We start from the raw sequence: 21,421 nt of genomic DNA, 5'->3' as shown, positions 1-21,421 counted from the left end.
CAGACGATCAGGCCGGGTCGCCATTGCGTCGGGCCTGCGCCCGTACCAGCCGATCCATGGTGCGCAGGGACTTCTCGCCGAGCTGCATCGCAGTGTCTACCCAGATCTCGGTGATCCGCATCATTTCATGCAGCGGCACCATGGTGGCGATCTCGTTGACCTCACGCATCGCCGCCCAGGCGTGTGGGATGCGTCGGCTTTCCTTGATCACCTGTTCGACTGCGGCAACACCTTCGCCCACCGGCACCACGATGTCGACCAGGCCCATTTCCTTCAGCTGGCTGGCGGTGTAGAGGTTGCCTTCCAGCATGATCTTCTCCGCCAGCCGCGGACTGATCCGCTGGCACAGGAAGGAGTAGGCGCCCATGCCGGGGAACAGGTCGAACAGCACCTCCGGCAGGCCCATCAACACGCCTTCCTCGGCGACGATGGTGTGGCAGCTCAGTGCGGCCTCGAAGCCGCCCCCCAGTGCATTGCCCTGGACCAGGGCGATGCTGTGGGCACGGGTGCCCAGGCCAGCATGGAAGGCATGCACGCCGCGCACGCAGCGCTGGGCATAGTCGAGCAGGCGGGCGCGGTCGCCCTCGCGGATCAGGCGGCAGAACAGTTCGAGATCGCCGCCCAGGTTGAACACGTCGCTGTCCGAGGCAAGTACGACATGGGGTGACAGAGCGTGCGAGGCGCTGAGGCGATCGCCCAGTTCGCGCTGGTAGTCGACGATGTCATCGACCAGGCGCGAGGCGAAGCACGGCCGGCCTGGCTGGTTGACCAGGTTGGCGTGCATATGGATCCAGTAAACATCCCGCTCGGGTTCTTCGGTGATACGCAGGGTAGGGTGCTGCTCGGGACGGGTAATGATGGGGCGTACTGCAGACATGGGAGTTCTCCGTGTGACCGTCCGGCCAACCGCAGAGCGGACGGAGAGGAGTGAGGGGGCGAGCTGAACATGCGGCGGCGACTGATTCTATGCACCCGTCGTGAACCGCCCGCAAGCGCCGGGCCGGCCATGTTCCGGCAATAAAAAGACCCCGCCGTCTCCGGCGGGGTCCCCTGTACTGTCGTGTTGCCCGGAAACCCTTACTGGGCGGGCGTATCACGCAGCTCGCGACGGAGAATCTTGCCGACGTTGGTCTTCGGCAGCTCCTTTCGGAATTCTACGATTCTGGGGTGCTTGTAACCGGTCAGGTTGGCCCGGGCATGTTCCTTGACCATTTCCGCGGTCAGGTTCGGGTCCTTCTTCACGATCACGACCTTCACGACCTCGCCGGACTTCTCGTCCGGGACACCGACCGCAGCCACCTCCAACACGCCGGGCATCATCGCGATGACGTCCTCGACTTCGTTCGGGTACACGTTGAAGCCGGACACCAGGATCATGTCCTTCTTGCGGTCGACGATGTAGAAGAAGCCCTGTTCGTCCATCTTCGCCATGTCGCCGGTGTGCAGCCAGCCGTCGGCGTCGATGGCGGTGGCGGTTTCCTCCGGGCGCTGCCAGTAGCCCTTCATCACCTGCGGGCCCTTGATGCACAGCTCGCCCACTTCGCCCAGCGCCAGGATGTTGCCGTTGTCGTCCTTGATGCACGCATCGGTGGACGGGATCGGCAGGCCGATGGCGCCGTTGTACTCGGGCAGGGTGAGCGGGTTGATGCAGGCTGCCGGCGAGGTCTCGGTCAGGCCATAGGCTTCGACCAGGGTCACCCCGGTGACCTTCTTCCAGCGTTCGGCCACGGCACGTTGTACCGCCATGCCGCCGCCGAGGGTGAACTTGACCGAAGAAAAGTCGATCTCGTCGAAGCCGGGCGTGTTGAGCAGGCCGTTGAACAGCGTGTTGACGCCGGTGATGGCGGTGAAGCGGGTGCCCTTGAGCTCCTTGACGAAACCCTTCATGTCGCGCGGGTTGGTGATCAGGTGGTTGCAGCCACCGAACTTCATGAAGACCAGGCCGTTCGCGGTCAACGCGAAGATGTGGTACAGCGGCAGGGCAGTGATGATCACTTCCTTGCCCGGCTCGATGCCCGAGGTGGACAGCCACGCCGACGCCTGCTGCATGTTGGCGATCAGGTTGCGGTTGGTCAGCATCGCGCCCTTGGCCACGCCGGTGGTACCGCCGGTGTACTGCAGGAAAGCGATGTCGTCGTGGTCGATCTCGACCTTCGGAAGCGCGTGGCGGCTGCCCAGCTTGAGCGCCTGCCTGAAGCGGACGGCGCCCTTGATGTGGTAGTTGGGCACCATCTTCTTGACGTACTTCAGCACGAAGTTGACGATCGCGCCCTTGGCGCCGAGCAGGTCGCCCAGGCCGGTGGTGACCACGTGCTTGACCGGCGTATCGGCGATGACCTGTTCGACGGTGTCGCCGAAGTTGTCGACCACCACCAGCGCACTGACGCCTGCATCGACCAGCTGGTGCTTGAGTTCGCGCGCGGTGTACAGCGGGTTGACGTTGACCACGGTCAGTCCGGCGCGCAGCACGCCGAAGGTGGCCACCGGGTACTGCAGGCAGTTGGGCATCATCAGGGCGACGCGGTCACCCTTCTTGAGCTTGAGCTCACCCAGCAGGTAGGCGGCGAACTGGGTGACCAGCGCATCGGTCTCACCGTAGGTGAGCACTTTGCCGAAGCTGGAGTAGGCTGGACGGTCGCGGAATTTCGCGACGGAAGCGTCGAAGACCGAAGCTACCGAATGGAACTCGTTGACGTCGATTTCGGCGGGAACGCCTTTCGGATAGCTCTGCAGCCAGGGACGATCCAGACTCATATTCCCCCTCCAGGAATCGTGATGTATTAGGTTCCGGCCCTGAGCGTAGCGACAATGGCCGTTCAATGCAGCATACCCCGCCGTAGGGAAAACGCGAAGAGGCCCCGAAGGGCCTCTTTGCTTGGTACTGCCGGCTGGCCGGCATCTGCGCTCGATCGGGATTCCGGTGGATGCCGGCCAGCGGCCGGCACGACCGTGTCGCCAAGCGGGGCGCTTGCGTCAGTCCTGCTTGCGCACCGGTGCACCGTTGGCCTTGTAGTACGGCGCGGTGCTGCGGGCCAGCGGGGTGCGGCCGCGGATCACGTCGGCCAGCTTCTCGGCCATCATGATGGTCGGCGCGTTGAGGTTGCCGGTCACCACCTGCGGCATGATCGAGGCATCGACGATGCGCAGGCCTTCCAGCCCGTGCACGCGGCCCTGGCCGTCGACCACCGCCATCGGGTCATCGGCGTGGCCCATCTTGTTCGAGCACGACGGGTGGTAGGCGGTCTCGGCATGTTCGCGGACGAACGCATCGATCTGCGCATCGGTCTGCAGCGCGCTGCCCGGGGAAATCTCGCGGCCGCTGTACGGTGCCAGCGCCGGCTGCGCGAAGATCTCGCGGGTGATGCGGATCGCCGCGCGGAACTCGCGCCAGTCCTGCTCATGCGACATGTAGTTGAAGAGGATGCTCGGATGTTCGCGCGGATCCTTCGAACGCACGTGGATGCGGCCGCGGCTGGGCGAGCGCATCGAACCGACGTGCATCTGGAAGCTGTGCGCCTTGATCGGGTTGGAGCCGTTGTAATTGATCGCCACCGGCAGGAAGTGGTACTGCAGGTTCGGCCAGTCGAATTCGGCGTCGCTGCGGATGAAGCCGCCGGCCTCGAACTGGTTGCTGGCGCCGATGCCGGTGCCCAGGAACAGCCACTCGGCGCCGATGGCCGGCTGGTTGTACAGCTTCAGTGCCGGTGCCAGCGAGACCGGCTTCTTGCACTCGTACTGCAGGTACATCTCCAGGTGGTCCTGCAGGTTGGCGCCGACGCCCGGCAGGTGGTGCACCAGGTCGATGTCCAGGCTGCGCAGCAGGTCGGCCGGGCCGACGCCCGAACGCTGCAGGATCTGCGGCGAGGCGATGGCGCCGCCACACAGCAGTACTTCGCGGCGCGCGGTGGCACGCTGCGGCTGGTCGTTGTGCAGCCACTGCACGCCCACCGCACGCTTGCCCGAGAACAGGATGCGGTCGGTAAGCGCGTGGGTGACGATGGTCAGGTTCGGGCGCGGCTTGGCCAGGTCCAGGTAACCACGGGCGGTGCTGGAGCGACGGCCCTTCGGGGTCACCGTGCGGTCCATCGGGCCGAAGCCTTCCTGCTGGTAGCCGTTGAGGTCGTCGGTGCGGGGGTAGCCGGCCTGCACGCCGGCTTCGACCATCGCAGCGAACAGCTCGTTGTTACCGGCCTTCGGCGTGGTCACGCGCAGCGGGCCGTCGCCACCGTGGTAGTCATTGGGGCCGATGTCGCGGGTTTCCGCCTTGCGGAAGTACGGCAGGCAGTCCAGGTAGGTCCAGTCTTCCAGGCCCGGCATGCTGGCCCAGTTGTCGTAATCCATCGCGTTGCCGCGGATGTAGCACATGCCGTTGATCAGCGACGAGCCGCCCAGCCCCTTGCCGCGGCCGCAGTCCATGCGGCGGTTGTTCATGAAGGGCTCGGGATCGGTCTTGTACGCCCAGTTGTAGCGCTTGCCCTGCAGCGGGAAGGCCAGTGCCGCCGGCATCTGGGTACGGAAGTCGAGCCGGTAGTCCGGGCCACCGGCTTCCAGCAGCAGCACGCTGACATCGGCATCTTCGGTGAGGCGGGTAGCCAACACGTTGCCGGCCGAACCAGCGCCGATGATGATGTAGTCGTACTCGTTGTGGGTGCTCATGGGTGTCTCCTGCAGGCCGGGGCGCGCTGCATGCAGGCGTCCCGGCGGAATGTCGGATCGGCGCGGTGGCCGGACGAGGGTGCGCGCTCGGGGCGCGCCGGTCAGAACACGCTGGCGTAGTCGCCCAGTTCCACCTGCACCGACTTGATGCGGGTGTAGTGGCCGAGGGTGGAGATGCCGTTCTCGCGGCCGACGCCGGATTCCTTGTAGCCACCGACCGGCATTTCGGCCGGAGACTCACCCCACGTATTGATCCAGCAGATGCCGGCTTCCAGGCGGTGGATGATGCGGTGGGCGCGGCTGATGTCCTTGCTGACCACGCCGGCGGCCAGACCGAAGGTGGTGTCGTTGGCGCGACGCACCACTTCGTCTTCGTCGTCGTAGGCGAGGATGCTCATGACCGGCCCGAAGATCTCTTCCTTGACGATGGTCATGTCATCGCGGCAGTCGGAGAACACGGTCGGCAGAACGTAGGCGCCATTGGCCAGCGCGCCTTCGGTGGCACGGCCACCGCCGGTCAGCAGGCGGGCGCCTTCGGCCTTGCCGCTTTCGATGTAGCGCAGCACGTTTTCCATGTGCGGGAAGCTGGTCAGCGGGCCGAAGTTGGTTTCGGCGGCCATCGGGTCGCCGATGCGGATGCGCTTGACGCGCTCGACAACGGCGGCCTCGAACGCGGCGAGCATGCTGCGCGGCACGAACACGCGGGTGCCGTTGGTGCAGACCTGGCCGGAGCTGAAGAAGTTGGCCATCACCGCGATGTCGGCGGCGCGGTCCAGGTCGGCGTCATCGCAGATCACCAGCGGCGACTTGCCGCCCAGCTCCATGGTCACTTCCTTCAGCGAGGAGGACGCGGCGCTGGCCATGACCTTCTTGCCGGTGGCGACGCCGCCGGTGAAGGAAATCTTCTCGATAACCGGGTGCTCGGTCAGCCACTGGCCGATCTCGCGGCCCGGGCCCTGCACGACGTTGAACACGCCGGCCGGCACGCCGGCTTCGGTGTAGATCTCGGCCAGCCGGATCGCGGTCAGCGGGGTCACTTCCGAAGGCTTGAACACCATCGCGTTGCCGGCGGCCAGCGCCGGGGCCGACTTCCACATGGCGATCTGGATCGGGTAGTTCCAGGCGCCGATGCCGGCGACCACGCCCAGCGGCTCGCGGCGGGTGTAGAAGAAGCTCGATTCGCGCAGCGGCAGCTGGATGCCTTCGATGGCGGTGGCCAGGCCGGCGTAGTACTCGACCACGTCGGCGCCGGTGACGATGTCCACGGTGGTGGTTTCGGCCAGCGCCTTGCCGGTGTCCAGGGTTTCCAGGTGGGCCAGCTCGTCGTTGCGCTCACGCAGGATCTCGACGGCGCGGCGCAGGATGCGCGAGCGCTCCATGGCGGTCATCGCGGCCCACACCTTCTGGCCTTCGGACGCGCTCTGCACGGCACGCTCGACGTCGGCCTGGCTGGCAACCTGCACTTCGGCGATCACCTCACCGGTGGCCGGGTTGACGGTCTTGAAGGTCTTGCCGCTGGTGGCATCGACGCGCTGGCCGTGGATGTAGAGCTGTTGGACGGGCAGGGTGGTCATGGGGCGTACTCCTTGGAAGGGGGCGGGTGCTGAAGCGCTTATAGCGCGACAGCCTGCAACTGGAAGTCGATGTAGCCGTAAGCGATGCGCCGGGACTTCTCGGCGTTGAACTGGCCGCCGACCAGGCTGCCGCGCAGCCACAGGCCATCGATCATCGCGGCCAGCCCGCGAGCGGCCAGGCGGGCCTGCGGGTGGGGCAGCAGGCGGTTGAACTGGTGGCACAGGTTGGAGAACAGGCGCTGGTCGTTGGCGCGCTGCAGCCGGGCCAGTTCCGGCTGGTGCATGCTCGCGGCCCAGAAGGTGAGCCAGACGCGCATCGCGGTGCCGTTGATCTGGCTGTCGTCGAAGTTGCCGTCGACGATGGCGCGCAGCTGCTCGCGCGGGTCGTCGCTGGCGTCGGCGCGGTAGCGGGCGACCGCGTCCTTCAGCTCGCGCAGGATCTGCCGCATTGCGGCATTGAGCAGGCCGTCCTTGTCGCCGAAGTAGTGGGCGACGATGCCGCTGGACAGCCCTGCCTTCTTCGCGATGGTGGCGACGGTCGCATCGGCCATGCCGATCTCGTCGATGGTCTGGAAAGTGGCCCGGATCAGCTGCTCGCGTCGTACCGGTTCCACGCCTTTCTTCGGCATTGTCTCTCCACGGATTGCGACCCGAAGGATCGGGCTGCCCGCCATTATGCTTTTTATTGATTGAACGTTCAATCAATAAACCCTAGGATGCGCTCGCGCCCCACGCCATGGGCCCGGTTTACCGGTCCGGCCCCGCCCATGTGCTCCCTCGGACTTGATGAGACGACCCCATGTCTTCCCTGGCTCATCCCAAGCGTTCGCCCCTGCGCTTGAACCGTTTTGTCTTCTTCAGCTCCTCGGTGTCGATCGGCATCCTCGGGCTGCTCACCGTTCTCTATCCCGAAGGCAGCGAGCACTGGCTGCAATGGGCGCAGGCCGAGGTGTCGGCCGCGTTCGGCTGGTGGTACATGCTGCTGATCGTGCTGTGCCTGGGCTTCGTGCTGTGGCTGGCGTTCTCGCCGTATGGCCGCATCCGCCTGGGTCACAACGAGGAATCGCCGGCCTTCGGCTACGTCGCCTGGGTCTCGATGCTGTTCTCGGCCGGCATCGGCATCGCGCTGCTGTACTACGGCGCCTACGAGCCGCTGGACCACTTCCTGCATCCGCCCGGGCAACCCGGCGGCACCGTGGCCGCCGGCCGCGAGGCGATGGTGCTGACCTTCCTGCACTGGGGCCTGCACGGCTGGGCGCTGTATGCGCTGGTCGGCGTGGCACTGGGCTATTTCGCCTACCGCCGTGACCTGCCGCTGGCGCTGCGCTCGGCGCTGTACCCGATCTTCGGTGAGCGCATCCATGGCCGCATCGGCGACATGGTCGATGGCTTCGGCATCCTCGCCACGCTGATCTCGATGGTCACCAACCTCGGCATCGGCGCGCTGGTGGTGCAGTCCGGCCTGGTCTACCTGTTCCACATCCCGGATACGCCGCAGGTGCTGGTGGCGATCGTGCTGGTGATGATGGTGGTGGCCACCATCGGCGTGGTCGCCGGTGTGGAGAAGGGCATTGCCTGGTTGTCCAACCTCAACGTGCGCCTGCTGTGCGGCCTGCTGCTGTTCGTGCTGGTCACCGGCCCGACCCTGCACCTGTTCGATGGCCTGATCCAGAACACCGGCGATTACCTCGGTGCGTTCGTGCGCAAGAGTTTCGACATGTACCTCAACGACCCGAAGGGTCGTGAGTGGATGGGCTCGTGGACGCTGTTCTACTGGGCCTGGTGGATCGCCTGGGCGCCGTTCGTCGGCCTTTTCGTGGCGCGCATCTCGCGGGGCCGCACCATCCGCGAAGTGATCATGGGCGTGCTGCTGATCCCGCTCGGCTTCACCCTGGCGTGGCTGTCGATCTTCGGCAACACCGCCATCGACCTGGTGCTCAACCATGGCCAGGCGATCCTGGGTGACGTGGCCCAGCACGATGCGGCGATGACGCTGTTCAAGCTGCTGGAATACCTGCCCGCCGCGCCGTACGTGGCCGGTGCCGCAGTGGTGATCGGCTTCGTGCTGTTCCTGACCCCGGTCGATTCGGGCACGCTGATGATCGCCAACCTGTGTACCCGTCGCGTTGACGATGGGGTGGAAGATGGCCATGACGCGCCGATCTGGCTGCGCGTGTTCTGGGCCGTCGGCATCACCGTAGCCAGCGTCGGGCTGCTGCTGGCCGGCAATTTCAGCGCAATGCAGACGGCGGTGGTGCTGTGCGGCCTGCCGTTCTCGTTCACCCTGGCGTTCTACATGTGGGGCCTGCTGAAGGCGCTGCGCGCCGACCCGGACGCGCCGCGCCGGTGACCGCGCATCTGGCGCCCATCCCGGTGCCGCCGGAGATGCGGTAGAGCCAGGCCATGCCTGGCTGCAGAGAAACAGGAAGGGCCGGATCCGCGAGGATCCGGCCCTTTTGTTGGGTAGTCGACCAGCAGTCGACTCTACCGAGAGCGGAACGTTACTTGCTGGCCAACTGGCGCAGCACGTACTGCAGCAGGCCACCATGACGGAAGTACTCGACTTCCTTCGGGGTCAGCAGCATCACCGACACCTCGAAGGTCTTCTTCGTGCCATCGGCCTTGGTCGCGGTGACCGTGGCGCGCTTGCTGGCACCGTCCTGCAGGCCGGTGATGTCGATCACTTCCGAGCCGTCCAGGCCCAGGCTCTGCGCGTTCTCGCCGTTGCGGAACTGCAGCGGCAGCACGCCCATGCCGACCAGGTTGGAGCGGTGGATGCGCTCGAAGCTTTCGGCGATGACTGCCTTCACCCCCAGCAGCAGGGTGCCCTTGGCAGCCCAGTCACGCGACGAACCGGTACCGTATTCCTTGCCGGCCAGCACCACCAGCGGCACCTTGTCGGCCTTGTACTTCATGGCCGCATCGTAGATCGCCAGCTTTTCCGGCTGGCCGCCCCCGGCCGGGTAGTACAGGGTGTTGCCGCCTTCCTCGCCACCGAACATCAGGTTCTTGATGCGGATGTTGGCGAAGGTGCCGCGGACCATCACGTCATCGTTGCCGCGGCGGCTGCCGTAGCTGTTGAAGTCGGCCGGCTGCACGCCGCGCTCCTGCAGGAAGCGGCCTGCCGGCGAGTCCTTCTTGATGTTGCCGGCCGGGGAGATGTGGTCGGTGGTGATCGAATCGCCGAACAGGCCCATCACGCGCGCGCCGTGCACGTCGTTGATGCTGCCGGTCTGCATGGTCATGCCATCGAAGTAGGGCGGGTTCTTGATGTAGGTGGAGGCATCGCTCCACGCGTACAGGTTGCCGTCCGGCGAGGCGATGGTGTTCCAGCGGGTATCACCCTTGAACACGTCGGCGTAGTTCTGCTTGAACATCTCCGGCCCGATGGTGGCGGCGATGACGTCGCCGATTTCCTTGTTGCTCGGCCAGATGTCGCGCAGGAACACCGGCTGGCCATCGCTGCCGGTACCCAGCGGCTGGGTGGTCAGGTCGATGTCGGTGGTGCCGGCGATGGCGTAGGCCACCACCAGCGGCGGGCTGGCCAGGTAGTTCATCTTCACTTCGGGGTGCACGCGGCCCTCGAAGTTGCGATTGCCCGACAGCACCGAGGTGACCACCAGGTCGCCGGTGGCGATGCCGGCGCTGACTTCGGTCGGCAGCGGGCCGGAGTTGCCGATGCAGGTGGTGCAGCCGTAGCCGACCACGTAGAAGCCGATCTTTTCCAGCTCCTTCAGCACACCGGCCTTTTCCAGGTAGTCGGTGACGACACGCGAGCCCGGCCCGAGCGAGGTCTTCACCCACGGCTGGCGGTTCAGGCCCTTGGCGGCCGCATTGCGGGCCAGCAGGCCGGCGCCGATCATCACCGCCGGGTTGGAGGTATTGGTACACGAAGTGATGGCAGCGATGACCACCGCGCCGTCCTTCAGGCGGACCTTGCGGCCTTCGATCTCGATGTCGGCGAAGCCCTTGGCCAGCTGCTCGTTGCCGACCGCGGCGCCGCCGCCTTCGTTGACGAACGAGGAGACGTCGTCGCTGCGCTTGTCACGGTTGGCGGTCATGCCGACCAGGGCTTCACGGTAGTTCTTCTGCACGTCTTCCAGAAGCACGCGGTCCTGCGGGCGCTTCGGGCCGGCCAGCGACGGCTTCACCGTGCCCATGTCCAGTTCCAGCGTGGTGCTGTACTGGGCGTGCGGGCTGCCCGGCTCGTGCCACAGGCCCTGCGCCTTGGCGTAGGCCTCGACCAGGTTGATCTGCTCTTCGCTGCGGCCGGACAGGCGCAGGTAGTTCAGCGACTCGGCGTCGATCGGGAAGATGCCACAGGTGGCGCCGTATTCCGGGGCCATGTTGCCGATGGTGGCGCGGTCGGCCAGCGGCAGGTGCTGCAGGCCGTCACCGTAGAACTCGACGAACTTGCCGACGACGCCCAGCTTGCGCAGCATCTGGGTGACGGTCAGCACCAGGTCGGTGGCGGTGGCACCCTCGGGCAGCTTGCCGGTCAGCTTGAAGCCGACCACCTGCGGGATCAGCATCGACGATGGCTGGCCGAGCATGGCGGCCTCCGCTTCGATGCCGCCAACGCCCCAGCCCAGCACGCCGATGCCGTTGATCATCGTGGTGTGGCTGTCGGTACCGAACACGGTATCGGGGTAGGCCACGGCCTTGCCATCCTTGTCCGCGGTCATCACCACGCGGGCGAGGTTCTCCAGGTTCACCTGGTGGACGATGCCGGTGTTCGGCGGCACCACCTTGAAGTTGTCGAAGGCCTTCTGGCCCCAGCGCAGGAAGCCGTAGCGTTCCTGGTTGCGCTGGAATTCGATCTTGCCGTTGAGGTCCAGTGCGTCCGGCTTGCCGAACACATCGACCTGCACCGAGTGGTCGATGACCAGCTCGGAAGGAATCTGCGGGTTGATCTGCTCCGGCGAGCCGCCGAGCTTGACCACCGCATCGCGCATCGCGGCCAGGTCGACCACGCAGGGCACGCCGGTGAAGTCCTGCAGGACCACGCGCGCCGGCATGAAGGCGATCTCGGTATCCGGTTCGGCCGCCGGATTCCAGCGGGCCACGGCTTCGATGTGGTCCTTGCCGACGGTGATGCCGCCGTCCTCGTGCCGGAGCAGGTTCTCCAGCAGGATCTTCATCGAGTAGGGCAGGTGGGAGATATCGAAGCGCTGGCCCAGCGTGGGCAGGCTGAAGTAGTCGTAGGTCTTGCCGCCGACGTTCAGCTGGCTGCGGGTGGAGAACGAATCGCTCATGCGGGGTAACTCCTTCTTGCGGATGGCTTGCTCTGGCCCATGCGTGCAGGGGCCTGCTTGCGGTCGCCGGTGGCATTCCGGCCCCGGATCCTGCCCAGTATCGGCGATCCAGCGCCCGGCAATGACCCGGCTGGCTTGGAACGCAAGGTTACAGCGGTGTGTGTAGCCTTCGTGTCAGCGCGTGCGGTCGTCGCCCGCTGGCCCGAACGCAGACGGGACGCCCATGGGCGCCCCGTCCGGAAGTGCGTGTCGAGCAGGACTTACTTGCCGTTGGCGGCATCCAGCAGCGGATTGCCGGTCTTGCCAACAGCGTTGCTCTTGGACTTGGCCGTCAGCACACCCTGCTTGTTGAATTCCAGGACGGTCGCTTCCTGGATGTTCTTGCCGAAGGTCTTGATCTTCACGTAGTCGTAGTACCAGACCTGCGTGTCGCCCAGCTGTTCGCGGCGGCCGGGTGCGCCGAACTTCTCACGGACCTGGTCCTGGCTGGTCTTGCCGACTTCCAGGGTGTCCATCTGCTGTTGGGTGATCTCGACGCCGGTGGTGTAGGCGCCGAACGGATTGGCGTGGGCTGCCGTCGTCGAAAGGGCCAGCGGGGCAGCCAGCATCAGGGCAAGGGTCAAGGCGCGCATGGAACATCCTTTTATGGCGGGTAGGTGCGGGCGGCACGCGGTGCGTCCAGCCCGGGGCCGCAGCAGGTCGCTGCGGAGCCAGTCTAACCCCCGGATGCGACCAGCGCAGGATCGCGGTCACGGATTGGGCGGGTTTGTTCCAGATGCCGCGAGTATGTATAATTCATGCATACTTTTTGAGGCGTACCCCCCATGGAAGCCACCGTCGCTGAACGCGGACAGATCACCCTGCCCAAGGCGGTGCGTGATGCCCTCGGCCTGACCAAGGGCACGCTGCTGAAGGTCGAGCTGGACGGCAGCCGCATCATCCTGCGCAAGAGTGTTGACGATGCCATCTCACGGGCGCGCGGCAAGTTCGCGCTGGACGGCTTCGAATCGTCCGACGCGGCGGTGCGCGCGGTGCGTGACGAGGAGTAAGCGGTGATGATCGCCGTCGATTCACCAGTTCTGGTCGAGCTGCTCAGCAATGGTCCGCAGGCCGATGCGGTGGAAGCCATCCTGCGGCAGAGCCTGGTCGGCGGCCGCGTGGTGGTCTGTGGCGCAACGTTGGCCGAAGTCTGCGCATCGCTGCGCGGCGGTGCCGAAGTGCTCGAAGCGCTGGAAGAGATGGGCGTGCATTTCAACCCGATGGAAGCCAAGTCGGCACTGCGCGCCGGCGAGATGCACCGCCGTCATCGCCAGCGCGGCGGCAGCCGCCGCAGCCTGGACGAATTCATGGTCGGCGCCCACGCACTGCTGCAGTGCGACGGCCTGATCACCTGGAACGACACGTTTTACCGCGACTACTTCAAGGGCCTGAAGCTGATCGTGCCGCAAGCCTGAGCCCACTTTGTTATTTCAACCTACGCATTACCCGGGAGTTGTCATGTTGGAAGCCTACCGCCACCACGTCGCCGAGCGCGCTGCGCTTGGCATCCCGCCGCTGCCGCTGAGCGCGCAGCAGACGGCCGATGTCATCGAACTGCTGAAGAACCCGCCGCAGGGCGAGGCCGAGTTCCTGCTCGACCTGCTGACCCACCGCGTGCCGGCCGGCGTCGATGACGCAGCCAAGGTCAAGGCCTCGTACCTGGCCGCGATCGCGCTGGGCAGCGAGCAGAACCCGCTGATCAGCCGCGAGCGCGCCACCGAACTGCTGGGCACCATGCTCGGCGGTTACAACGTTGCGCCGCTGGTGCAGCTGCTTGACGACACCAGCGTCGGCACCATTGCCGCCAACGGCCTGAAGAAGACCCTGCTGGTGTTCGACGCGTTCCACGACGTGCAGGAAAAGGCCAAGGCCGGCAACGCCAACGCCCAGGCCGTGCTGCAGAGCTGGGCCGATGCCGAGTGGTTCACCAGCAACCCGGAAGTGCCGCAGAGCCTGACCGTCACCGTGTTCAAGGTGCCTGGCGAGACCAACACCGACGACCTGTCGCCGGCACCGGATGCGACCACCCGCCCGGACATCCCGATGCACGCCCTGGCGATGCTGAAGAACAAGCGCGACGACGCGCCGTTCACCCCGGAAGAAGACGGCAAGCGCGGCCCGATCCAGCAGATCCTCGACCTGAAGGACAAGGGCCACCTGGTTGCCTATGTCGGCGACGTGGTCGGTACCGGCTCCTCGCGCAAGTCGGCCACCAACAGCGTGCTGTGGTGGACCGGTGATGACATTCCGTTCATCCCGAACAAGCGCGCCGGTGGCGTCTGCCTGGGTTCGAAGATCGCCCCGATCTTCTACAACACCATGGAAGATGCCGGCGCACTGCCGATCGAGCTGGACGTGTCGAAGATGGAGCACGGCGATGTGGTCGAGCTGCGTCCGTACGAAGGCAAGGCGCTGAAGAACGGTGAAGTGATCGCCGAGTTCCAGGTCAAGTCCGAAGTGCTGTTCGACGAAGTGCGTGCCGGTGGCCGCATTCCGCTGATCATCGGCCGTGGCCTGACCGGCAAGGCGCGCGAAGCGCTGGGCCTGGCCCCGACCAACCTGTTCCGCCTGCCGGTGCAGCCGGCCGACACCGGCAAGGGCTTCTCGCTGGCACAGAAGATGGTCGGCCGCGCCTGTGGCCTGCCGGAAGGCCAGGGCATGCGCCCGGGCACCTACTGCGAACCGAAGATGACCTCGGTCGGCTCGCAGGACACCACCGGCCCGATGACCCGTGACGAGCTGAAGGACCTGGCCTGCCTGGGCTTCTCGGCCGATCTGGTGATGCAGTCGTTCTGCCACACCGCCGCCTACCCGAAGCCGGTGGACGTGAAGACCCACCACACCCTGCCGGAGTTCATCTCCACCCGTGGCGGCGTTTCGCTGCGCCCGGGCGACGGCGTGATCCACAGCTGGCTCAACCGCATGCTGCTGCCGGACACCGTGGGTACCGGTGGTGACTCGCACACCCGCTTCCCGGTGGGCATTTCGTTCCCGGCCGGTTCGGGCCTGGTCGCCTTCGCTGCGGCCACCGGCGTGATGCCGCTGGACATGCCGGAGTCGGTGCTGGTGCGCTTCAAGGGCAAGATGCAGCCGGGCGTGACCCTGCGTGACCTGGTCAACGCGATCCCGCTGTACGCGATCAAGTCGGGCCTGCTGACCGTGGCCAAGGCTGGCAAGAAGAACATCTTCTCCGGCCGCATCCTGGAAATCGAAGGCCTGCCGGAGCTGAAGGTCGAACAGGCGTTCGAACTGTCCGACGCCTCGGCCGAGCGTTCGGCGGCCGGTTGCTCGGTGCGCCTGAACAAGGAACCGATCATCGAGTACCTGACCAGCAACATCACGCTGCTGAAGTGGATGATTGCCGAGGGCTACCAGGATCCGCGTTCGCTGCAGCGTCGCATCGAGAAGATGGAGGCGTGGCTGGCCAACCCGCAGCTGCTGGAGCCGGATGCCGACGCCGAGTACGCCGCCGTCATCGAGATCGACCTGGCCGACATCCACGAGCCGATCGTGGCCTGCCCGAACGATCCGGACGACGTGAAGACCCTGTCCGAAGTCGCTGGCGCCAAGATCGACGAAGTGTTCATCGGTTCGTGCATGACCAACATCGGTCACTTCCGTGCCGCTGCCAAGCTGCTGGAAGGCAAGCGTGACCTGCCGACCCGCCTGTGGGTGGCCCCGCCGACCAAGATGGATGCTTCGGAGCTGACCAAGGAAGGCGTGTACGGCACCTTCGGCGCCACCGGCGCCCGCATGGAAATGCCGGGCTGCTCGCTGTGCATGGGCAACCAGGCGCAGATCCGCGAAGGCTCCACCGCGATGTCGACCTCGACCCGCAACTTCCCGAACCGCCTGGGCCGCAACACCAACGTGTACCTGGGTTCGGCCGAACTGGCCGCGATCTGCTCGCGTCTGGGCCGCATCCCGACCAAGGAGGAGTACATGGCGGACATCGGCGTAATCAACGCCAATGGTGCGGAGATCTACCGCTACATGAACTTCGACCAGATCGAGGAATACCAGGACGTGGCCAACACGGTCGCTGCCTGATGCGGTAGTGCCGGCCGCTGGCCGGCACGCCGTTGAAACGAAGAACCCCCGGTGAGAGCCGGGGGTTCTTCGTTTGGGGGCGTACCCAGGTTCAGGCCTGGGTAACGGCCGCCGCTTCCTCGGTCACGGCCGGCGTTTCCGCCGGAAGCTCGGCTTCCACCGCAGGCTGCGGCAGAGCGCCATGGTCGGGGAACAGGCGGGGCAGCTCAGCCACGAAACGCGCGATGCAGGCCTCGGCGAACTCACGCGACGCCGCCTTGGCCTTCGCATAGTCGTCTGCCTGCCATTCCTGCAGCGGGGCAACCCGTGCTTCGTCCCGGCAGTGCACGCCCTGGCCGCCACTGGCGCTGCGGAACAGCTTGCGCACCACCGGGAAGCCGATGGTTACATCGTGGCGCAGCTCGTAGGGGGTCTCTGCATCGCTGAGCTTCTGGTACACCAGCGACCACTGGCCGGCGCTGGCTTCCACGGTGCGCTCGTCGCTGGGAATGGCGCCGGGATGGGCCGCGAAATAGAGTGCCAGCTGCTCGCGGATCATGCCGGGCAATGCGCCGAAGGCCGGGCTGGGCACAGAGTTGATGTCCTCGCCACGGACGTTGTTCTTGCTGAAGCTGTTGCTGGTGCCGATGTCACCCACGCCAGTGACGAACGCCAGAGCAGACAGGCCGACCTTGGCCGCGGTGACGGCAGCGGTGTCGGCACGCATCACCAGGCGCAGCACGTGATCGCCCACGCGATTGCCGTTGGGGCCTGCACCCAGTCCGGAGGTGACCTTGATGTGCTGCAGGCTGCTGTAGTCGACAGGAGGTGCCACGGCGGCTGTGACATTCCCGATGGCCGGATCGGCCGCGGTGTGGGCGTGCGCCGCGTCTGGCGCGGTCGCCGCACCCGCTGCTGGATCGAGCGTTGACCCGCTGGTGACTGCGGAATCCACGGCAGGCGTGGGGGTGGGTGCTTCGTCGTCGGCGTAGGCCGACGGCGCCAGCAGCAGGGCGGCCGCGATCGCGGCGGTGAGGCAGGTTGGGCGTAATGCCACGGTAGTACTCCTTGGGGAAACGAAAATGAGGCGCTGTGTGCGCTCCGGTGGCTGATGCCCGGCGAAGGCCGAAGGCAGGGGAGCGATTGCTCAGCGCGGCGCGAACTCCCTGATCGGGAACGCATTGCAATGGGCGATCGCAGCGGCGATGTCGACCGGAGCATCGGCGGCGGCACTGCGGCGCCTGTTCACCGTGGCCGCCTCTTCCCACAGGCTGGGCAATACCTGCGGTGCGTCCAGTACGCGTTCGCGCACGGCATCGTGAAGGGCGCTGCTGTAATCGGTAGCCGGTACCACCACGCACAGGCGTGTGCCGGGATTGCTGCTGGCCTGCTGCAGCATCTTCCGCAGTGCCTCGGTGCTGCCCGCGTCGTCGGTCAACCGTTCCAGTGCGCTGCCCTGGCGGGCATCCTGGATCTGCAGCTGGCCTGGGCTGAACAGCAGGACCTGCATGTCCTGCCGCGGTTCAATGCGGACTGGCGCACGCGTGCCCTCACAGGTGCTGGGGGTCTTGCGTGCGACCTGTGGCGTCGTGCTGCCATCGGCGTGTACCTGGCCCAGATGCAGGCGGCACATCTTGTCGGCCACTTCCATTTCCACTTCGTAGTCCTGTCCGGGCCTGGCCACGAACTGACCCGACAACTGCCCGTCGCAGTACATGCGGCTTGATGCGTCGAAGCGCGCTTCGACGATCAGCGGCTTGCCGCCGGCGACTTCGTACTCCTGGTAGCTGAGCATGGAGAACCGCTCGTTCTCCTTGCTGCGCAGGGTTTCCGTGGCGGGGATGCCGAGCACGCCCTTGTCACCGGCGTTGTTGTACTTGACGTCGATCCTGTCGCGGTAGTCCTCGCGGCAGGCGGCGTCGGTGTACAGGGTGGTGGTCCGCCCCAGGCTGGCATAGATGCGCACCCGTGCCGGCGGCACGGCACCGCCTGCGTAGGCCGTGAGATCTTCAGCAGCAAGCGGGCGAGGGTACATCGCCGGTATTCGCTTGATGAGCTGCTCGGTGCACTTCATCGTGATCACCTGGGCGGCAATCTTGAGCCTGGCGTAGTCATTGGCCTGCCACTCGCCCAGGGTCGCCCGGTCGTCGCTGTCACTGCATCTGATGATTTCAGCCAGGGTGCCATCGGCACGGCGTTGCTCGATGGTGCTGACGTGGTTGAGGCGGTAAAGGGGATCCTTCCGCGTGTTGCCCTGGTGCACCAGCGCCCAGGTGTCTGCACTGAAACGCAGGGTGCTGCTCTGGTTGGGCAGCGCGTCGGGCGCATAGCTGAAGTAGCCACCCACCAGCGCCCTGGCTACGTTGGGCATCAGCGTGGTGGCGGGGCTGGCCTGGCTCTCAACGATGCTGCCGGGCAGGGTGTTGCGCCGGAAGTAGTCCGGCTCATTGCCGCTGAAGAGCAGTGCGAGGCCCTTTGGCGTGAGCGACTCGCTGTCATCGGGGGTGACGATGCGCAACGCCACGTCTGGTGCGTGGAGGCGCTTCGATGCGGTATCCGGACCACTCTGGATGTGGACGCGATCGGTCCAGGCGGTGCCCTTCGCGACGGGGGCGGGGGGAAGGCCCGGGGTGGCCTGCGGCGGTGCTGGCACGCCGGCAGCGGTGGCTGCCAGCGGAGCCAGCAGAGCGGCCGCCAGCAGTGACGGTTGGTAACGGAAGAGACGCAGGGCCATGGTCAAACTCCTTGGAAAACACGACAGCCGTGCCGGCCCTTCCGGGGCCGGCATCTGAAAGAGGAAATCAGGCGGTGCGATGCCGCGGACGATCAGCCGCGGGCGAGCGCCAAGAGTCGTTCGGCGATCCGTTCCAATGGCACCTGTTCTTCGGCCGCTCCCAGTTTGAAGGCAGCGCCGGGCATGCCCCAGACCACGCTGGTGGCTTCATCCTGGACCAGCGTCGGCGCGCCGGCCTGGCGCATTTCCAGCAGGCCGCGCGCGCCATCGTCACCCATGCCGGTGAGGATGGCGCCGATGGCGTTGCCGCCCGCGCTCTGCGCGACCGAACGGAACAGCACGTCTACCGCGGGCTTGTGACGGTTCACCGCAGGGCCATCGTCGACGCGGCAGCGCCAGCGCGCACCGTCGCGGATGATCCGCAGGTGCTTGCCGCCCGGTGGCAGGTAGGCATGGCCAGGCAGCACTGCCTCGCCGTCGCTGGCCTCACGCACGGCCATCGCGGAATGCCGGTCCAGGCGTTCGGCGAAGGCGCTGCTGAAGCTGGCAGGCAGGTGCTGGGTCATCACCACGGCAGGCGCATCGGCCGGCATGCCTTCCAGCACCACGCGCAGCGCCTCGGTGCCGCCGGCCGAAGAACCAATCGCTATCAGGCGGTCGGTGGTGCGGAACTGCGGTGCAGCCGGGCGCATTGCAGGAGCTGCTTCCAGCAGGAGTTTCGGAGCGGCAGCACGCACCAGCGGGCGCACCCGCGAGCGCGCCGCCATCTTCACCTTGGCGATGATCTCGTCGGCGTAGCCCTGCAGGCCGCGTGCGACGTCCAGCTTGGGCTTGGAGACGAAGTCCACGGCGCCCAGTGCCAGTGCCTGCAGCGTGGTATCGGCGCCGCGCTCGGTCAACGAGGAAATCATCACCACAGGCAGTGGGTGCAGCCGCATCAGGTTTTCCAGGAAGGCGAGGCCGTCCATGCGTGGCATTTCCACGTCCAGCGTGATCACGTCCGGGGCCAGACGCTTGATCTTCTCGCGCGCCAGCAGCGGGTCGGCAGCGGTGCCGACCACGTCGATGGCCGGATCGCTGGACAGGATTTCCGTGAGCATCTGGCGCACGACGGCGGAGTCGTCGACGATCAGGACCCGGCAGGGGGCGTTGCCGGTCAGGGTCATTCGAACAACTCCACGCCACCGGTGACCGGGGCCTTGGACAGGCGTGCACGCACTGCCGATTCGGTGGCAGCCACTTCGGCTTCGTGGGCATGCGGCAGGCGCTGCACCACCACCCGGCCGGTGTCGGCGAAGAACCAGATCTTGCGCGGATGGATGCCGCACAGGTCCTCGGCGATGATCGGAATATGCTCGGCCTGCAGGTACTGGCGCACGAACTCGGCGTTACGGGTACCGACCGGATTGCTGGTGAAGCCCTTCAGTACGTTGGCGCCGCCGAACACCTTGGCCTCGATGCGCTTGCGGTGCGCGCCGCGCTTGAGCATGTCGTTGATCAGCAGTTCCATCGCATAGCTGCCGTAACGCGCGGGCGCGCCGTCGCCGGCGTTGCCCTCGGGCAGCAGAAAGTGGTTCATGCCGCCGATCTTCAGCACCGGGTCGCGCAGGCAGGCGGCCACGCACGAACCCAGGGTGGTGGTCAGCGCGGTGGTGTCATCGACCACCAGGTACTGGGTGGGCAGCAGCTTGGCGGCAAGGGTCTGGAAGCGTGCATCCTGGTAGCGCATCACGTCGTCGGTACGCAGTGAGGCGTTCATGCGCCGGCCTTTGCCGCGCGGCGGTACAGGGTGCGCCCGCAGGGCTGGATCAGGTCGGCGGCGTGCAGGTAGTTCTCCGAGTGTCCGGTGTAGAGCAGGCCATCGTCGGCCAGGTGCTGCACCAGGCGGCCGAGGATGGCGCGCTGGGTCGGCTTGTCGAAGTAGATCATCACATTGCGGCAGAACAGCGCGTCGAACGGGCCGCCGACGTCGTAGCGCGGGGCGAGCAGGTTCAGTGGACGGAACTCGATCAGCTCGCGCAGCGCCGGCAGCACGCGGCACTGGCCCTCGTTGGGACCGCTGCCACGCTGGAAGTAGCGGCGGCGCAGGTCCGGGTCGAGATTGGCGACACGGTCAATGTTGTAGACGCCGCGGCCGGCGGTGGCCAGTACCTGGGTATCGACGTCGGTAGCGACGATGCGCACCGGCGGCTTCAGCGTACCGAAGGCTTCGCAGGCGGTGATCGCCATCGAATAGGGTTCCTCACCGGTGGACGCCGCGCACGACCACAGCAGCAGCGGCGAACGGCTGGAACGCTGCTGCAGCTCTTCGCGCAGCTTGTCGAAGTGGTGCGGCTCGCGGAAGAACGAGGTCAGGTTGGTGGTCAGTGCGTTGGTGAAGGCCTGCCACTCGTCACCGTCTTCCTGCTCAAGATGGTCCAGGTACTGCTGGAAGCTGCGCATGCCCAGCGTGCGCAGGCGGCGCGACAGGCGGCCATAGACCATGTCGCGCTTGGCCGGTGCGAGGGCGATGCCCACGCGCTGGTAGATCAGGTCGCAGACGCGGCGGAAATCACGGTCGGCGAACTCGAACTCGCGCGGGCCGGTGACGATGGGAGTAGGACTTTGCACGGGGGACGTGTCCATCGGCAGAGGCGGCGGCCGAAGCCGCCACGGGTGGGTCTCAGAATTCCTGCCAGTCGCTGTCGCTGGCGGCGAAGGTGCTGGCGTTGCTGCTGCGACGTACCGGCGTGGGCGTGCTGGTCGGCTGCGGACGTGCCACGGTGGTGATGCGCGCCGGTTCCACGCGTTCGGCGACAGCCTTCACCGCGGCCGAGACCTGGTTGTCGAGGCGGAAGATCGCCACGGCGTCGGCCAGCTGCGCGGCCTGGTCTTCCATCGCACGTGCGGCGGCGGTGGCTTCTTCCACCAGTGCAGCATTCTGCTGGGTGGTCTCGTCCATCTGCACCACGGTCTGGTTGACCTGCTCGATGCCGGCCGACTGTTCCTGCGAGGCGGCGGAGATCTCGGCCATGATGTCGGTCACGCGCTGCACCGAGGCGACGATCTCGCCCATGGTGCTGCCGGCCTGGTGCACCAGGCTGGAGCCTTCGGCGACCTTGCCGACCGAATCATCGATCAGGCCCTTGATCTCC

17 protein-coding genes are annotated in these 21,421 nt (G+C 66.3%); 4 read left to right on the top strand and 13 right to left on the bottom strand.

What is annotated here, in order from left to right; translation table 11 throughout:
* Positions 1-7 precede the first annotated feature (7 nt).
* From rpfF to betI, 5 genes are all read right to left on the bottom strand, one after another.
* Positions 8-877, bottom strand: a complete 870-nt coding sequence (gene rpfF, locus AC5P9L_RS12025; RefSeq protein ID WP_032966706.1) for a diffusible signal factor synthase RpfF — start codon at positions 875-877, stop codon at positions 8-10.
* A 200-nt stretch (positions 878-1,077) separates the two neighbouring features.
* Positions 1,078-2,754 carry a long-chain fatty acid--CoA ligase gene (locus AC5P9L_RS12020; protein ID WP_012480081.1) on the bottom strand — a complete coding sequence of 559 codons (1,677 nt, stop codon included), beginning with the start codon at positions 2,752-2,754 and terminating at the stop codon, positions 1,078-1,080.
* 219 nt (positions 2,755-2,973) lie between these two features.
* Positions 2,974-4,656, bottom strand: coding sequence for a choline dehydrogenase (gene betA, locus AC5P9L_RS12015; RefSeq protein WP_005409499.1), 1,683 nt, complete (start codon positions 4,654-4,656; stop codon positions 2,974-2,976).
* A gap of 101 nt (positions 4,657-4,757) precedes the next feature.
* Positions 4,758-6,230, bottom strand: a complete 1,473-nt coding sequence (gene betB, locus AC5P9L_RS12010; RefSeq protein ID WP_005409500.1) for a betaine-aldehyde dehydrogenase — start codon at positions 6,228-6,230, stop codon at positions 4,758-4,760.
* 38 nt (positions 6,231-6,268) lie between these two features.
* The gene (gene betI, locus AC5P9L_RS12005; RefSeq protein WP_005409501.1) at positions 6,269-6,859 is read right to left on the bottom strand and encodes a transcriptional regulator BetI; all 591 of its coding nucleotides are present in this window, start codon (positions 6,857-6,859) and stop codon (positions 6,269-6,271) included.
* A 170-nt stretch (positions 6,860-7,029) separates the two neighbouring features.
* Between betI and AC5P9L_RS12000 the strand changes: the two genes are divergently transcribed.
* Positions 7,030-8,580 (top strand): BCCT family transporter, encoded by a 1,551-nt coding sequence (locus AC5P9L_RS12000; protein ID WP_099473078.1) that lies wholly within the window; start codon positions 7,030-7,032, stop codon positions 8,578-8,580.
* Positions 8,581-8,731: 151 nt separating this feature from the next.
* Here AC5P9L_RS12000 and acnA read toward each other — a convergent pair whose 3' ends face one another.
* Both acnA and bamE read right to left on the bottom strand, forming a co-directional pair.
* Positions 8,732-11,485, bottom strand: coding sequence for an aconitate hydratase AcnA (gene acnA / locus AC5P9L_RS11995; protein ID WP_099490397.1), 2,754 nt, complete (start codon positions 11,483-11,485; stop codon positions 8,732-8,734).
* Between the two features lie 260 nt (positions 11,486-11,745).
* The gene (bamE, locus tag AC5P9L_RS11990; RefSeq protein ID WP_005409504.1) at positions 11,746-12,117 is read right to left on the bottom strand and encodes an outer membrane protein assembly factor BamE domain-containing protein; all 372 of its coding nucleotides are present in this window, start codon (positions 12,115-12,117) and stop codon (positions 11,746-11,748) included.
* Between the two features lie 192 nt (positions 12,118-12,309).
* Here bamE and AC5P9L_RS11985 point away from each other — a divergent pair, with 192 nt between their 5' ends.
* The 3 genes from AC5P9L_RS11985 to acnB are packed head-to-tail and all read left to right on the top strand — an operon-like array spanning position 12,310 to position 15,574.
* Complete coding sequence (locus tag AC5P9L_RS11985) at positions 12,310-12,534, top strand: AbrB/MazE/SpoVT family DNA-binding domain-containing protein (RefSeq protein WP_005409505.1); 225 nt, start codon at positions 12,310-12,312, stop codon at positions 12,532-12,534.
* A gap of 6 nt (positions 12,535-12,540) precedes the next feature.
* Positions 12,541-12,939, top strand: a complete 399-nt coding sequence (locus AC5P9L_RS11980) for a type II toxin-antitoxin system VapC family toxin (RefSeq protein WP_005409506.1) — start codon at positions 12,541-12,543, stop codon at positions 12,937-12,939.
* Positions 12,940-12,982: 43 nt separating this feature from the next.
* A complete protein-coding gene (acnB, locus tag AC5P9L_RS11975; protein WP_005409507.1) occupies positions 12,983-15,574 on the top strand; it encodes a bifunctional aconitate hydratase 2/2-methylisocitrate dehydratase in 2,592 nt (863 codons plus the stop codon).
* A gap of 91 nt (positions 15,575-15,665) precedes the next feature.
* On the opposite strand, the gene AC5P9L_RS11970 is transcribed toward acnB, so the two are convergent.
* The 6 genes from AC5P9L_RS11970 to AC5P9L_RS11945 all read right to left on the bottom strand — a co-directional run.
* Positions 15,666-16,610, bottom strand: a complete 945-nt coding sequence (locus AC5P9L_RS11970; RefSeq protein ID WP_323162952.1) for a hypothetical protein — start codon at positions 16,608-16,610, stop codon at positions 15,666-15,668.
* A 90-nt stretch (positions 16,611-16,700) separates the two neighbouring features.
* Positions 16,701-18,287: a hypothetical protein gene (locus AC5P9L_RS11965; protein ID WP_495230626.1), complete on the bottom strand. Its 1,587-nt coding sequence runs from the start codon at positions 18,285-18,287 to the stop codon at positions 16,701-16,703.
* A 92-nt stretch (positions 18,288-18,379) separates the two neighbouring features.
* Positions 18,380-19,453, bottom strand: a complete 1,074-nt coding sequence (locus tag AC5P9L_RS11960; RefSeq protein WP_005409510.1) for a protein-glutamate methylesterase/protein-glutamine glutaminase — start codon at positions 19,451-19,453, stop codon at positions 18,380-18,382.
* A complete protein-coding gene (cheD, locus tag AC5P9L_RS11955; protein ID WP_005409511.1) occupies positions 19,450-20,046 on the bottom strand; it encodes a chemoreceptor glutamine deamidase CheD in 597 nt (198 codons plus the stop codon). Before cheD ends, AC5P9L_RS11960 begins: the two co-directional genes overlap by 4 nt.
* Positions 20,043-20,912: a CheR family methyltransferase gene (locus AC5P9L_RS11950; protein ID WP_005409512.1), complete on the bottom strand. Its 870-nt coding sequence runs from the start codon at positions 20,910-20,912 to the stop codon at positions 20,043-20,045. The genes cheD and AC5P9L_RS11950 overlap by 4 nt, the downstream gene beginning before the upstream one ends.
* A gap of 37 nt (positions 20,913-20,949) precedes the next feature.
* Positions 20,950-21,421: methyl-accepting chemotaxis protein (locus AC5P9L_RS11945; RefSeq protein ID WP_495201458.1), on the bottom strand; the 472-nt coding region annotated here is incomplete at its 5' end.

It is taken from the genome of Stenotrophomonas sp. YJH_SMC_64 (assembly GCF_059371375.1).
The sequence above is the reverse complement of the archived record's forward strand: the minus strand, read 5'-3'. Positions and strand labels throughout refer to the sequence as shown.